13 protein-coding genes are annotated in these 13271 nt (G+C 66.4%); 3 read left to right on the forward strand and 10 right to left on the reverse strand.

Features of this window, described 5'->3' with window-relative positions; genetic code table 11:
* Positions 1 to 15: 15 nt before the first annotated feature.
* Entirely contained in the window at positions 16 to 1116 is a 1101-nt protein-coding gene (locus ACI8AD_RS03160; RefSeq protein ID WP_456869097.1) for an LCP family protein, read from the forward strand.
* A 30-nt stretch (positions 1117 to 1146) separates the two neighbouring features.
* On the opposite strand, the gene ACI8AD_RS03165 is transcribed toward ACI8AD_RS03160, so the two are convergent.
* Positions 1147 to 1770 carry an arsenate reductase/protein-tyrosine-phosphatase family protein gene (locus ACI8AD_RS03165; protein WP_456869098.1) on the reverse strand — a complete coding sequence of 208 codons (624 nt, stop codon included), beginning with the start codon at positions 1768 to 1770 and terminating at the stop codon, positions 1147 to 1149.
* 86 nt (positions 1771 to 1856) lie between these two features.
* Between ACI8AD_RS03165 and ACI8AD_RS03170 the strand changes: the two genes are divergently transcribed.
* Positions 1857 to 2474 (forward strand): arsenate reductase/protein-tyrosine-phosphatase family protein, encoded by a 618-nt coding sequence (locus ACI8AD_RS03170; RefSeq protein ID WP_456869099.1) that lies wholly within the window; start codon positions 1857 to 1859, stop codon positions 2472 to 2474.
* On the opposite strand, the gene ACI8AD_RS03175 is transcribed toward ACI8AD_RS03170, so the two are convergent.
* Together ACI8AD_RS03175 and ACI8AD_RS03180 are read right to left on the reverse strand one after the other, a co-directional pair.
* A complete protein-coding gene (locus tag ACI8AD_RS03175) occupies positions 2471 to 3457 on the reverse strand; it encodes an LCP family protein (RefSeq protein WP_456869100.1) in 987 nt (328 codons plus the stop codon). The genes ACI8AD_RS03170 and ACI8AD_RS03175 overlap by 4 nt on opposite strands.
* 229 nt (positions 3458 to 3686) lie before the next feature.
* Positions 3687 to 3815 carry a hypothetical protein gene (locus ACI8AD_RS03180; protein WP_456869101.1) on the reverse strand — a complete coding sequence of 43 codons (129 nt, stop codon included), beginning with the start codon at positions 3813 to 3815 and terminating at the stop codon, positions 3687 to 3689.
* A gap of 89 nt (positions 3816 to 3904) precedes the next feature.
* Between ACI8AD_RS03180 and ACI8AD_RS03185 the strand changes: the two genes are divergently transcribed.
* Positions 3905 to 4734, forward strand: a protein-coding gene (locus ACI8AD_RS03185) for an IS5 family transposase (protein ID WP_456869102.1) whose coding sequence is annotated in 2 segments (ribosomal slippage) — positions 3905 to 4264 and positions 4267 to 4734 — 828 coding nt in all. Because the reading frame shifts where the segments join, the coding sequence is not laid out codon by codon here.
* Positions 4735 to 5253: 519 nt separating this feature from the next.
* Here ACI8AD_RS03185 and ACI8AD_RS03190 read toward each other — a convergent pair.
* The 7 genes from ACI8AD_RS03190 to ACI8AD_RS03220 form a co-directional block, all read right to left on the reverse strand.
* Positions 5254 to 6111 (reverse strand): hypothetical protein, encoded by an 858-nt coding sequence (locus ACI8AD_RS03190; protein ID WP_456869103.1) that lies wholly within the window; start codon positions 6109 to 6111, stop codon positions 5254 to 5256.
* 559 nt (positions 6112 to 6670) lie between these two features.
* On the reverse strand, positions 6671 to 7444 hold the full coding sequence (locus ACI8AD_RS03195; protein ID WP_456869104.1) for a glycosyltransferase: 774 nt from the start codon (positions 7442 to 7444) through the stop codon (positions 6671 to 6673).
* A 302-nt stretch (positions 7445 to 7746) separates the two neighbouring features.
* A complete protein-coding gene (locus tag ACI8AD_RS03200; RefSeq protein ID WP_456869105.1) occupies positions 7747 to 8688 on the reverse strand; it encodes a glycosyltransferase family 2 protein in 942 nt (313 codons plus the stop codon).
* On the reverse strand, positions 8637 to 9860 hold the full coding sequence (locus ACI8AD_RS03205; protein WP_456869106.1) for a lipopolysaccharide biosynthesis protein: 1224 nt from the start codon (positions 9858 to 9860) through the stop codon (positions 8637 to 8639). The genes ACI8AD_RS03200 and ACI8AD_RS03205 overlap by 52 nt, the downstream gene beginning before the upstream one ends.
* A gap of 43 nt (positions 9861 to 9903) precedes the next feature.
* Positions 9904 to 10962: a glycosyltransferase gene (locus ACI8AD_RS03210; RefSeq protein WP_456869107.1), complete on the reverse strand. Its 1059-nt coding sequence runs from the start codon at positions 10960 to 10962 to the stop codon at positions 9904 to 9906.
* Positions 10959 to 12005 (reverse strand): ATP-grasp domain-containing protein, encoded by a 1047-nt coding sequence (locus ACI8AD_RS03215; RefSeq protein WP_456869108.1) that lies wholly within the window; start codon positions 12003 to 12005, stop codon positions 10959 to 10961. The genes ACI8AD_RS03210 and ACI8AD_RS03215 overlap by 4 nt, the downstream gene beginning before the upstream one ends.
* 2 nt (positions 12006 to 12007) lie before the next feature.
* Positions 12008 to 13240, reverse strand: coding sequence for a GNAT family N-acetyltransferase (locus ACI8AD_RS03220; RefSeq protein ID WP_456869109.1), 1233 nt, complete (start codon positions 13238 to 13240; stop codon positions 12008 to 12010).
* Between the last annotated feature and the right edge of the window lie 31 nt (positions 13241 to 13271).

Here is a 13271-nt window from a genome sequence, read left to right on the forward strand (position 1 = left end):
GTGGACGGGGGCGCCATGACCAGGCACGACGTCGGGCTCGAGGGCCCGCCGGCCGACGCGGACGCCGCGCCGGGTCCACCGGCCGGCCGGGACCACCCTCGCGCGGGCCGGCGTCGCGGCCTGCGCCGGTTCCTCACCGCGCTGGCCGTGCTGCTCGCCGTCGGGGTGGCGGTGGTCGGCGGGGGCCTGTGGTACCTCACCGACCGCTACGCCGGGAACATCGACCGCGTCACCGACGTGTTCGCCGACCTCGACGAGGAGGCCCGGCCCGCTCCGGCCACGCCCGCGCAGGCCGCCGGCGCGGCACCGGTCACCTTCCTGCTCGTGGGCACCGACAGCCGCGGTTCCGCGGACGAGGGCATCGCCCAGGGCGGCCGGTCGGACGCGATCATGCTCGCGCGGTTCTCCGGCGACCGGCGGCACGCGCAGCTGGTGTCCATCCCGCGCGACTCGTGGGTCGAGATCCCCGGCCACGGCATGGACAAGATCAACGCCGCCTACGCCTACGGCGGCCCGTCGCTGCTGATCGCGACCGTCGAGCAGGTGACCGGGGTCCGCATCGACCACTACGTCGCCATCGACTTCGAGGGCGTCGTCGAGGTCACCGACGCCCTCGGCGGGGTCGACGTCGTCGTCGCCGAGACCACCACGAGGGGTCCGTACACCTTCGAGGCCGGCGTCAACCACCTCGACGGCGACCAGGCGCGCTGGTACCTGGGGCAGCGCTACGGCCTGCAGGGCGGCGACTTCGACCGCGTCCGCCGCCAGCAGCAGTACCTCGAGGCGGTCTTCGGCCAGCTGTCCGCCTCCGGCGCGCTCAGCGACCCCGGCCGGCTCGACGCCGCGCTGCTCGCGGTCACCCGCGCCGTCGCCGTCGACGACACCCTCGGCAACGCCGACCTGCTGGGCCTGGCGTACTCCCTGCGCGACCTGCGGCCGGAGGACGTCGACTCCTTCACCGCGCCGGTGCTGGGCACCGGCACCGAGGGCTCGGCGAGCGTCGTCTACCTCGACGAGGTCACCGGCGAGCGGATGTGGTCCTACCTGCGCAACGACTCGCTGTCGCAGAACGCCGACGAGTTCGGCGGCCAGGCCCTCCCCGACGTGCCTCGCTGAGGCCCGTCCTGCCGGGACCGCTCCGCCGCGTCAGGACCGCGCCGAGGGGACTGCTGACGGGTCGGGCACGACCAGCCGGTCGAGCAGCGGCAGCAGCGCCTCGGCGACGAGCGCGCCCACCCGGTCGTGCACCTCGAGCGGCCGGCCGATGGGGTCCGGCACGTCGTCGCCCGGGTCGGCGGGCCGCCGCCCCCGGGCACCGGCCATGGCGCCGACGAGCCGGCGGGCCCTCGCGGCCGGGTCGCGCTCGTTGCCGGGGACGTCCGCGGGGAGGGTGGTCACGAGGTCTCCGGCCTCGCGGAGCAGGAACGTGCGGCGCAGGGCCGCCGGTGCCTGCGCCAGGACCGCCTCGCGGTGGCGCGCGGTCATGGCGAGCACGAGGTCTGCCTGCTGGACCAGGTCAGGCCGCAGCTGCCGCGCCCGGAAGCCGTCCGGGTCCCCGCCCAGGCCGCGGAGGACCAGCGCGCTGTCGGGGTGCATCGCCGATCCCACGACCGCGCGTGTGCCCGCGCTGGCCACGCGGATCGCGGGCGCGTCCGTCCCCACCACCTCGTCGAGGTAGGCCCGCGCCAGGCGCTCCGCGAGGGCCGAGCGGCAGATGTTGCCCGTGCAGACCACGAGCACGGTGAACGGCGGGCTCAGGGACGCGGGCACGTCCCCCAGTCTGCGCGGGCGGGCCCGGACGCACGTCCGGGGCCGCCCGGCTCAAGCCGGGGCGGCGGTCCGCCGATCAGGCAGCCATGGGGCTGCTGCTGGTGTGCACGGGCAACATCTGCCGGTCGGCGGCTGCCGAGCTGCTGGTCTCGTCCTGGGCGGCCGGTTCCCGCGGCGCCCCGCTGCGGGTCCGCAGCGCCGGCACCCGCGCGGTCGCCGGCCGGCCGGTGCACCCGTGGACGGCGGCCGCGCTCGAGCGGCGGGGCGTGCCGACCGCCGGCTTCTCGTCGTCCCGGCTGGCCGGGGACGACGTCGACGGCGCCGACCTCGTGCTGTCGATGGCGGCGCACCACCGCGACGAGCTGCTCGCCGTCCGCCCGGGGGCGCTGCGGCGCACCTTCACGCTCCGCGAGGCGTCGCGGCTGGCCGCGTCGTTGCCGCCCGGCGTCCTCGACGCCGCACCGCCGGCCGACCGGCTCGCCCGCCTGGCCGACGCGCTCGCCGAGGCGCGGGCGGTCCACCGGTCGGCCGGCCGGGACGCCGACGTCGCCGACCCGATCGACGGGCCGGCCCGTGCGCACGCCGTGGCGGTCGACGACCTCGCCGAGGCGCTGGCGCCCCTGCTCCGGCTCCTGGAGAGCCGGGCCACGGCCTACGACACGGTGCGCATCCACCGGCTGCCGCCCGTGCCCGCGCCCGCCTAGTTCGGCGCGGCCGGCAGGGTGTCGAGGCCGAACTCGTCGACGTGCGCGCCGAGGGAGTCGATGCGCAGGTACTCCCACAGCCGGTCGGCGCGGTTCCGGTCGAGGTAGACGACGCTCTGGCTGCCCTCGCGGCCGGTCCCGGCCACCGGGGCGGTCAGGAAGGTGAGCCCGTCGGGGCGCAGCGACCGCAGGTCGTACGCCATGCCCAGCAGCCCGGTGTTCGACAGCCCGTCGTCCACGGTCATGGCGCCGGTGAGCGCCACCAGGAACTCGTCGAGGGCGCCGGCGTCGGCGAGCACGTCCTGCTCGGAGAGCTGGGCGAAGACCGACCGCAGGTACTGCTGCTGGCGCTTGACCCGGTCGAAGTCGCCGCCGGGGAGGCCGTAGCGCTGGCGGACGTAGGCGAGCGCCGCCTCGCCGTCGAGGTGGTTGGTGCCGGCCGCGTAGGTGTAGGGACCGTTGGTCACGGCCTCGGCGACCTGGACGTCGACGCCGCCGAGCGCGTCGGTCATCTGCACGAAGCCCTGGAAGTCGATGGCCGAGTAGTGGTCGATGCGCACGCCCGTGAGCTGCTCGACCGTCTGCACCAGGAGGCTGGGTCCCCCGTAGGCGTAGGCGGCGTTGAGCTTGGCCGGCCCGTGACCGGGGATGTCGACCCACGTGTCCCGCGGCAGGGAGACCACCTGCGCGCGCTGCCGGTCGGCGGCGACCCGGACGAGCATCATCACGTCGGACCGGCCGTCGGGGTCCTCGCCCTCGGGGACGTCGGCACGGGTGTCGGACCCGACGACGAGGAACGTGAGCGGCGCACCCCCGGCGGCGCTGGTGGCCGGCGCCGGCCGCTGGGACTCGTCGAGCCCCTGGAACGCGTCGACCCGGTCGAGGTTCCCCGCGTAGCGGTTCGTCAGGTACCAGGCCCCACCGGCCACCGCCAGCAGGACGACGACCAGCGCGACGCCCAGGGCGAGAAGCGCCAGGCGCAACCGCCTCCTCCGTGGCCAACCGCGCACGTCACCATCTGGGGTGTCGCTCAGGACGTCGTCAGCATCGTCTTGACGCTCGACGTCCCGCCCGACTTCGTGCCTACTCAAGCGCCCCCCACTCAGCGACTTCGGACGTTACGGACGGTAGACCTCGCAGTGAGAAGCAACGGGATCTCCTGACCGACACCCTCGGCCGCAGCCTCACCCGCCACAGAGGCGAATCCCCTGCTCAGCCGGCGCGGCGGCCGAGGGCGCGGTAGGTCCAGCCGGCGGCGGTCCAGGCCTCGCGGTCGAGGGCGTCGCGACCGTCGAGCACCCGCTGCTGCGCGACACCTTCCCGAAACGAGACCGGGTCCACGTCCTAGCACTACTTCCACTTAGAAGACGTTGCGAAAGTAGGTCGTCGGGCTCTGTCGGGTCCTGATGGACCGGCCCAGGCTGCGGCGCATGTCGTCACCGGCATCGTCCCCGCCGCCGCGGCTGATCGGTGACGAGCTGTGGGCGCTGGCCGAGCCGCTGATCCCACCGCAGAAGCCGGCGGTGCACGGCCGCACCGGATGGCCCCGCACCTCGGATCGGGACGTTCTCGAGGGCATCGCCTTCGTGCTGTCCACCGGCATCGGCTGGGCCAAGCTCCCGGCCGAGCTCGGCTACGGCTCGGGCTGGACCTGCTGTCGCCGGATGCACGAATGGGCCGACGCCAGTGTCTTCGACCGGCTGCACCAGGCGGTGCTCGACCGACTCGGCCAGCACGGCCGGCTGGACTGGTCGCGGGCCAGCCTGGACTCGGTCAGCGTCCGCGCGAAAACGGGGGTGCGCTGACCGGCCCGAACCCCACCGACCGGGGTAAGGCCGGCAGCAAGTACCACCTGCTCGTCGACGCCGCCGGGCTGCCGCTGAACGTGCTGGTCTCGGCCGCGAACCGGCACGACAGCCTCTTCGTCGAACCGATCCTCGACTCGATGCCGGCGATCAAGCGCGGCGGCCGCGGCCACCCGCGCCGGCGGCCGGTCAAGCTGCACGGCGACAAGGGCTACGACAACCCGCGCGTGCGCCGCTACCTACGCCGCCGCGGGATCACCGCCCGCATCGCCCGCATCGGCCGGGACCCCAGCACCCGACTCGGCCGGCACCGCTGGGTCGTCGAACGCACCCTCGGCTGGCTGCTGGCCTACAAACGCCTGGGCCTGCGCTACGACCGCACCGCCACCACCATCACCGCGCTGGCCCGCCTGGCCGTCACGCTGATCTGCGCCCGCCGGCTACCAACCAACTAATGCAACGTCTTCTTAGAGAGCCCCAGCACGGCGTCGGCCCGCTCGGCCGCTTCCTCAGCGGTACCCGAGCAGTCGAGCTGCGGTTACAGCCGCCGGATGGTCTCCACCGGACTGATTAATGGGATCGAGCACCGCATCCTCGCGAGTCATCGGCCGACTGGACCGAGCATCGCCGTCGCCGCGACGAGGCTGCTTCCCGCCCTGCCCAGCATCCTTGCTGAAGCCAATCCGCCCATCAGTGAGCTTGTCTAGCCCTTTCGCGCAGGGTGGAGATTCAAGCAAGTCCTCGGGGCGCTGAGGCCAATACGTCACTGCGGCGGACCCACGTCATGGTCAGCACGAGGTCAGCGTTGGCGAGGAGATCAGATGTGGGCTGCGGGGTATGGAAGTCACGTGCTGCCGCCCCATAGCCCTGAGGGCGCCCGGAGTGTCCGCGTGCGGGCATACCGTGGCTCATGACGGCGCGAATGCCTGCATTCTCTCGGGCAGCCTTCGCGCTGTAGGCAACGGCGACGAACACTACGGCAAGCCTAGCCACGGCCCAACGCGGGGACGACCAAGCCCATCGCCGCGGCCTGCAGCAATCTCGTCACCCTGGCGGAGCTGGACGGGACCATTTCGCGTCTCAACTTGAGTGAGAACATAGACGACAAGCGCACCGAACAGCGCCTGGATCCACACATCAACGTTTGCGAACCGCAGGCTTAGCGGCGTGGCAAGAAGGACAGATGCAAGGACAGATACAACCCAGGCAGCGGGAAGGCTGCCACGCATCGCCCGCCGCCAAGCGTATGCGATCACCGCACCTACAACGAAGAAGATGACCACTACGCCGGGTAGGCCCGCATCGAAGTAGGCATCTCCAAAAGCCGAATATACATTGAACGGCGTCGGGATGCTGACATAGCTTGCGAACGGCGCCGGCGCGTCCGCCTTGACGCCGAAGAGAGACAACACCCGCATAACAACATAGACGGACCGACCCGGCGAACCATAAGGATTGCCAGCGACGGGCGCGTCGGCCAGCACTGAGAAGGCACTCAGGCCCCCCAGCTCGTAGAGCAGCGGAGGACCCATGCCGGGCGGCACCCACCCGCTCATCGCGAGCCCGGATGGCAGGTCCGACTTATCCAACTGGCTGCCAATGTATGAGAAGTAAGTAGCGCCGACTACAAGACAAGTCGCCGCAACAGCCCCCAAACGCCCAACCTTGATGACCGAACCTCTGATTAGATGCACTAGCACGCCGAAGGTGACGGTCGATACGAGCAAACTGAGAGTTGCGGTTCTTGAGGGTGACTGCGTCACCAACATGAGAGTTGGTACGAGCAATAGCAGCCAGACCCTCCGGTGAAAGACCGCGCCCAAGACAGCCACCGCCCCGAGAATAGGGGACATTGCCATAGCTAACCCCACGGCGCCCCCAAGATCGACGCCGCCATACAATTGCGCCCACCTCACCTGCTGCGCGGTCAAACTGTCGAACGACGCGCCAGCCGCGGATGCCACGGCCCCTCTGAAGCCAACTACCCCCCAGGCGACAACGCCCAGAAACACGACAGCAACGGCTATCGATGCGGGTACATGAACTGCATACTCAGCCTGCCCCTCTTCTTCAGGCTCCCCGCGAGCACGAACCCGAACAGACTGCCGGCCCGTCGCTACCGGCACCGCAGCCAGAGCGCAGAGACCGAGCAGTACCGCCGTCACGGCCGTTCCAGTGGGATCGAGCAGGTTCAGGGGTCGCACGCTAACCAAGATGGAGAGCGCCAGCCATAGGAGTACGGTCAAGGTCACGGGGTGATGCCTACCGGCACGCACCCAGCAAACGAGACCTAGCAGCGCACAGCCGACTACCAATGCCGCTACAGCCACCTCGGAATCCCCCCCGATTTGCGGTCAGGCGCAGTATCGCCCACATCGCTCGCTATCCGACTCACGGCGTCACGCCGACTGCGAGCTTCCACGCGTCCGCCCAAGAAGTATACGAGTAATAGCGCTGCACTCCCGCAATAGCCTCCCGACCAATGCGTTCCCGCTCTCTCACGGAAGCCTCGAGAGAGCTCGCGAGTGCAGCGACCCACTCCGCTTCCGTCTCAGCAGCATACCCTTGCAAACGCTCTAACGCCATCTGATTTGCACCAACGGGGCTCCCGACAATCGGAAGACCAGCGGCGCCGTACTGCAACAGCTTGTAGGCGCATTTTCCTCGCTCGAACGGATTATTGATCAAAGGCGCCACCCCCACGTCAGCGTTCGCTAGTTCAATCTTCGTGACTGCAGGCGACCAATCCACGCGGTCGACGACGGTGGACAATTCACCAAGGTCGCCAAACCCTGAGCTCACAACCCGAACCCGGGCTCCGAACGCCTCACAGGTCTCGAGCAAGGGCCTGCTGATGCTGCGAAGCTGGCGCTCAGTACTCGGTGAACCGACCCAAAGGATTCTCGGCGATTCAGACACCTCGTACGTGGACTTCTGTTTGTAGTCAAGGGGCTCCACGCAACTGGGAATAACCACTACATTGCGCGAATGCTCGGCCGCCCAGTTGCCGAGCACATCGCTGCCGGCCATCACCACATCAGCCGCACCGACAGCCATCCTGCATGTCCGCGCCTTGCTGAACAGTCGACTCCTAAGAACTCCCCCGGAGGTATCCCACTGCAGCGCATCGTCGAAGTCGTACGCCGCAAAAGGCGCGCGGCGCATCAATCGCTGCTCCAGGCCGCCACGACTGAACGGGGAGGCCTCACGGTGAAGTACTAGCGGTCCCGCACTGAGGTCCAGTTGTCGAAGCGCCACTTCAGCCGAGAGCACCCCGAGCGGATGCCTAAGCAAAGTCGCTGGCCGATTATCACGGGCGCCCGCATAGTCCACTACGATCGGACTCAGTCGCAGGTGCCGAACCCAACCCATCACCCGCACGTCAAAGCTTGCACCACCCCGGCCGTATGGTGACACGAAAGACAGCCGACTCGGCGACGTTGGGCCCCCACCGGATCCCGAACCGCTCACCGCAGCACCGTGACCGACTGGGGAATATTCAGCTCTCGTACCACTAGCCGGAACGCCGTTCGGCGAGTCTTACCGCCCTCGCCTTGCCGCGTGACCCCTCTCACGACACTCTCGATGATGGTGATCATGCAAACGATAAGCGCTCCCGTCAAGCCGAATCGCTTGCGCGCGTATCGTAGGCGTGAGACGCGAAACACACAGTACGCGACCTCTGATACTTGACTCGAGCTCCCACCTCCCTCGTGGACGCCGTACGCGCGCCGATCTAGCAGCACCCGCCCCGAGGCTCGAGCACGCTCACAAAAATCCACATCCTCGAAATACAGCTCAAATCGCTGATCGAAACCGCCCAAACGCTGATAGTGATTGCGCGCGACCATGAGGAACGCCCCGTCCACCTGGGCTACCTCATCAATCGAATCGGCAACTGCTAGACGGTTCAAGGAGACGCTTGAGCCCAATGTTGCACGTTTTGTCTCCAGCCACAGCGTGACCCGGTGGCGCGCATTCGATAGGTGCGACGCGTCTGGCGATCGGCGGAGTCCTCCACTGGCAACCACGCCGCCGTTGGCGCAGAGCGCAACGAGTGGCGCAATGCCCCGAGTTAGCACCACGTCAGCGTTCAAGAAGGTCACCACGGGATCCGACGTGGACTGGAGACCGAACTCGCACGCCCCTGCAAATCCCAGGTTTCGCGGGGGCGCAACGTAAGCGACCCGTCCTGCAGTCCCGTGCACTATCCGCTCCGCCTCTCGTTCGGCAGAATTGTCTACGACAATTATCTCGCCCACCGCATTGTCGTGCAGCAGGGGCTCTAGAGCAGCGGACAAAGACCCAGCGCTTCTGTACGCGACGATGACTACCGAAGTCTTTTCCGCCACATGCGTCACTTGAGTTGTCCGATCTGTCGCGACAGGTAGGCGCCCGTAAGCAGGCATGCAAATGTGGACATGCAGGCGATCCCTACGGCCCCACCAGCGGCGCCAGCGGCAAAGTACCCGAGAGATAGGGCGGCAGCTAGCATGCCGTATCGATACACGCGTCTATTTTCGTTGCGGGATTGCAGGGCTGCGACGGCCACTCGAGCGTATCCGGCTCCGAGCCCCCCTGGAAGCAGGACGCAAACGAGGAAGGTCAGGTCGCCATACGCCGCTAAGATAGACCGCTCGAGCAGCAGGCTCGAAAGGAGGATGAGAGCTGCCACGGCAAGGCCAATCAGCGCGTTGATGCGAAGCGTCTTGATCAAGTCTGCCCACCAAGACCACTCGAGGCTCGCGTTACGCCGTGCGAACACCGAAAGCGCTAGGATCTCGGGAATTACCAGCATGGTTTCCACGAGCGTGAGCGCAATGCCGTAGACGCCAGCGGTTCCCGCTCCCAACATGATTCCAACGATCAAGACATCCGCCCGCAACATCAGCATTTGCCCGACACTGCCAGCATGATTCGCCAAAGCTGCCTTATAGAAGGCCAGAGGCTTAGACGAGCGCCTGTGCGGCGCAAACTGCTTCACTCGACGTCGCATCAAGACTAAGGCGATTACGAGACTCGAGGCAATGGAGGCTAGCCAAGCCGCGAAGTAGGCCACAGGATGCCGCGCAACTAGCAGAAGGCCGGCAACGGCGCAGGCGTAAACCGAGACTTGCAAGACGAGCGTCCGACGATAGCCCTGATCGTCGTTGAGACCCTGTAGCACGCGAACGACAAATAGCTGCATCACCAATAGCCCGCCGCCGATACATGCCCAACCAGCTTGCCCGACGCTTGACCCTGCGGCCACGGAGTTGGCGCCCGCGCGCGCGATGAGGATCCCGATGCCGCAGGCGAGCAGGATCCCACCAAGCGCCGAAGCCGTCGCACCCCCGTGGCGGAGTGCACTTCCGTCACCCGCAGCAAGCCCGTTCACGACCGGGACATGCAGGCTGCCAAAGGCGACGGCCCCTAGCAGGAGCGCCCCAGTCGTCATCAAAGTTAACGCGCCACGCCCTTCGGGGGCCAAGACAGCGGCCGTAGCAAGTGAGAGCACGAAGGTTGCACCGCGCGGCGCAGCTTGAGCGACAATCAAATCACCGAAACTTGCCCTCAGGGAACTCAGCCGGTGATCAAGCACCCTCATACAGCGGCGCCCAGTGTTGCATCCTGGACAAGCGACTTCACTGCGACACCAGGGCCTTGGCGACCGCGCCGGCGACTAGATCGCCCGCGAGCTGAGCGCTCAGTTCACGGCGCACGTCGGGAACTTCGCGAATCTGTCCAACGGCGTAATCTCCCGCGATCAGTCGAGCCAGTGCACGGACATCAGGATCTCTTGCAGTGCGGACAAGCGGAGCGTCCCTGACCCCCTTGACGTCGAACCCGTAAGTCCAACGCCCAACTGCGGCCGCTTCCAAAGCGACACGCGGCAGCCCCTCCCAGGCCGCCGTATGCAGTAGCGCGGTTGCTTTTGATATCGCCGGGTACATTGGCCCCCGTCCGTCCGCGGAAGTGGTTCCGAGCGGCTTCAGTGTCTGGATACGGTCCTGGATGGAAGCGCGCAGCCCTCCGTCGCCCAGCATCTGCAGGTTGACGGGCCTCTTGATCAGGTCACGGACCTCTGCGACAACGTCGAGTGCAAGGTCTGGACGTTTCCGCGGAGAAAACTCTCCTACCCAAAGCAGGTTCAAGGGTTCAACCGGGACGGGCGAGGGCGGATAGTCCGTCAGGGGAAGCCCGACACCGTAGGGCAGCCGCGTCACCGGAACGTCCGTGTGCGCTCGAAACCATTGTTCATCCGCATGATTGAGGCATACGACGCTGATCGTACGACGCAGCAACCGCCCCTCCAGCAAGCGCCAGACCGCGGCATCCCTACCCGCGGCCTCACGCCAGTGCAGTCCATGACAGAAGTACACGATCGGCTTGCCAAGGCCAGCAAGTCGGACGATCGCCGATGCGGTGGCCGTGCTGGTCATGACGATATCGAGGTTTGTGCGCGACGCCCACCGACGAACCTCCCGCACCGCCAGCGGAGTTGCGACCTGTGGCCGTTGGCTGAAACTCGGCAGATGCGTCCAGTTGTCACCTCGGGACCATTCGCCGCTTGCCGTCGCCACCGAAAACCCGATGCTAGAAAGGGACTCGATTATCGGAGGAAAGAACGCGTCCAGGGTGCGCCCCACGCTCGTCACGATACCTACCGTCGCGCCGCGCGGTTGATGCAGCAGAGGGGTCACGAAGACTCCCCACTCGACCCTGAACCAAGGCATACGATGCTCGGATGCTTCGCGCCATAGACGCCGGGAGCAGGTCGGAGCCATTCCTCCGAAATCGGTAGGCCAGCCGCCCACGCAACCAAGCACGCTGGAGCGTCCGCTCCGGCCAGATGAGAGAAGGGATAGCCTCCTCCAAATCGCGGGTTGAGATCAATAGGACGCGGCACGCCACTCTCATCGAGGATTACATCCATGTCCATCAAGCCCCTCGCGCGAACGACGCTGTGCACGGCGACAGCCAACGGCAAAAAGGGGCTATTGTCGACTGTGACCGCCTGGTCGGTCTCTCCCGCTCGCATGCGGAGCTTCCGACGCGCGAAGCAAGTCTTGAACTGTCCGGTTAGGTCAGACAGGATGTCGATGCCGAACTCCGCTCCGCTCAGCCGTTCTTGAACTATGACAAGCTCCGGACGGGGAGTTGCAGTCAACACCTCGCCGAACTCGTTAGGCGCCGTCTTAGCGGACGCCAGAACCAACTCGCGAAGGTCTGCTGCGTCGCCAAACAGCAAACCAGAGGATGAGCTGCCGAAGCGATGCTTCACCACAATCTCGCGGCAACGGATGAGATCAGCGCCGGAAGGGGTCAGGGCGCTCGTCCCCAGTGCACTTCGGGGCACGGCAATGTCACTTGCCGCGAACGCGCCGACCGCAGCCCACTTGTCCGCAGCCAGCCGAGCCGTCTCCGCGTCGAGTATGGGAACCTGAGTGCCTCGAGCCAGAAGCGTCGACATTACTGTTTGCGCGATTAGTAAGGCTTCGTAATCATTGAGCGAGATGAGGAGGCCTACATTCCTGTCCTGACACAGGTCAAGCAAGCTCTGCGCGTAGGCCGGATCAGAGTAGACGGGCAACCTCACCGCGGCGTCCCCGGCTGCCAGGGCAGCCGCAAGCGGGTCTTGGTCGGCGACGATGACATCGCCTGCTACTCCGAGCTGGTCCATCGCGGACCTGAACCATTCAACAAGGTACAGCCGGCGGCCGGCAGACGAGATGACGATGTTCAACGCTATCGCAGCCTTTCTCTCGCATCGTCCGTGCGCTTCGGCGCATGTGGCGCGCGGCTTCCGCGGGCTCGGCCCGTCGCAGGCAATGAGACTGTCCCTGCAAAGGTGTCGCGGGTAAGCCTGAGTAGTAACCTCTCGGGTGTCGACTCATTCTCGATCAACCGGAAACCGAGGGATTCGTAGATCTTCATAGCGGGGCGGTTTGCAACGGCGACGCTCAGAGTTATAGACCGAAGACCCAGCTGATAAAATGCATACTCGCAGGCAAGCCTGGTCGCAGTTTTGCCGTGCCCGCTCCCCTGCTTGTCGGGGTCGACGAACAAGTAGAATGTCGCGTCCCACTCTGGGTCCGAGATGTGCGTCAAGCCGACCATCGCAAGCGCCTGACCCTGAGGGGGGGCGTACACGAGGTCGTGTCGGGCAGGGTTCCGGGAAATCGACTCGAACCAAGCCTCTGTACTCTCTTTTGTTATCTGCCCCAGTATTTGCATGTGACGGGCCACGCTGGGGTTTGTCATCCAAGCAACTCGTGTCGCTAGATCCGCTTTTAGGAGCGGCCTAAGGCGCGGAGTCTCTGATCTAGCGACATCCAGCGGCGTACCCGTGGGCACCACTTGGAGGTCAGCGCTCGTCAGCACCTTTTGAGCCGTACGGCGAAGAATGCCAGCGTCCGCTCGGACACTATGGTTGAGGACGTATTCTACGTCGTGCGCAAGTCGCTCCTCCCACTGCAAGCGGTTTCGCCCCCTCACCTGAGCCGAGCCGGTGAGGCCGGGGCGCACCCAGTGCCTCGACGCTTCACGAGGCGTGTAGAACTCAATATAACGAACAAATAGGGGGCGGGGTCCCACGAAGGACATATGCCCGAACGCTATGTTCAGAAGTTGAGGCAATTCGTCCAAGCTCGTTGCTCGCAGTATGCGCCCGACGGGCGTGACCCTCTCAGCTTGGGAGCGCATCTCGTCACGAGGATCAGCCGACACAGTCATGGTCCGAAATTTGAGTACATGGAACTTGCGTCCACCCAGTCCGATGCGCTCCTGCCTAAAAATTACTGGGGCACCCATGCTTAGGCGGACCGCTGCAGCAACTATCAGAGCGGCCGCGCCTGCTAGTGGGGAAATCAGCGTGAGCAGGATCAGGTCAGCAATACGCTTCGTTTGATTAAAGCGGCGAAGCGCCCGCGCCTGCTCCCTTCCAGTACTTAAGAGATGCGGAACGTGTTGTGCGGTCACCTTGAAGAACCTCGGGTTGGTTCAGCTAGAG

Source organism: Geodermatophilus sp. SYSU D00766 (assembly GCF_054049915.1).

Coding starts and splice junctions, on each gene's coding strand:
- ACI8AD_RS03160 (WP_456869097.1), top strand. CDS start 16: ATGACCAGGCACGACGTCGGGCTCGAGGGCCCGCCGGCCGACGCGGAC.
- ACI8AD_RS03195 (WP_456869104.1), bottom strand. CDS start 7,444: ATGCGCCGCGCGCCTTTTGCGGCGTACGACTTCGACGATGCGCTGCAG.
- ACI8AD_RS03200 (WP_456869105.1), bottom strand. CDS start 8,688: ATGCCTGCTTACGGGCGCCTACCTGTCGCGACAGATCGGACAACTCAA.
- ACI8AD_RS03170 (WP_456869099.1), top strand. CDS start 1,857: ATGGGGCTGCTGCTGGTGTGCACGGGCAACATCTGCCGGTCGGCGGCT.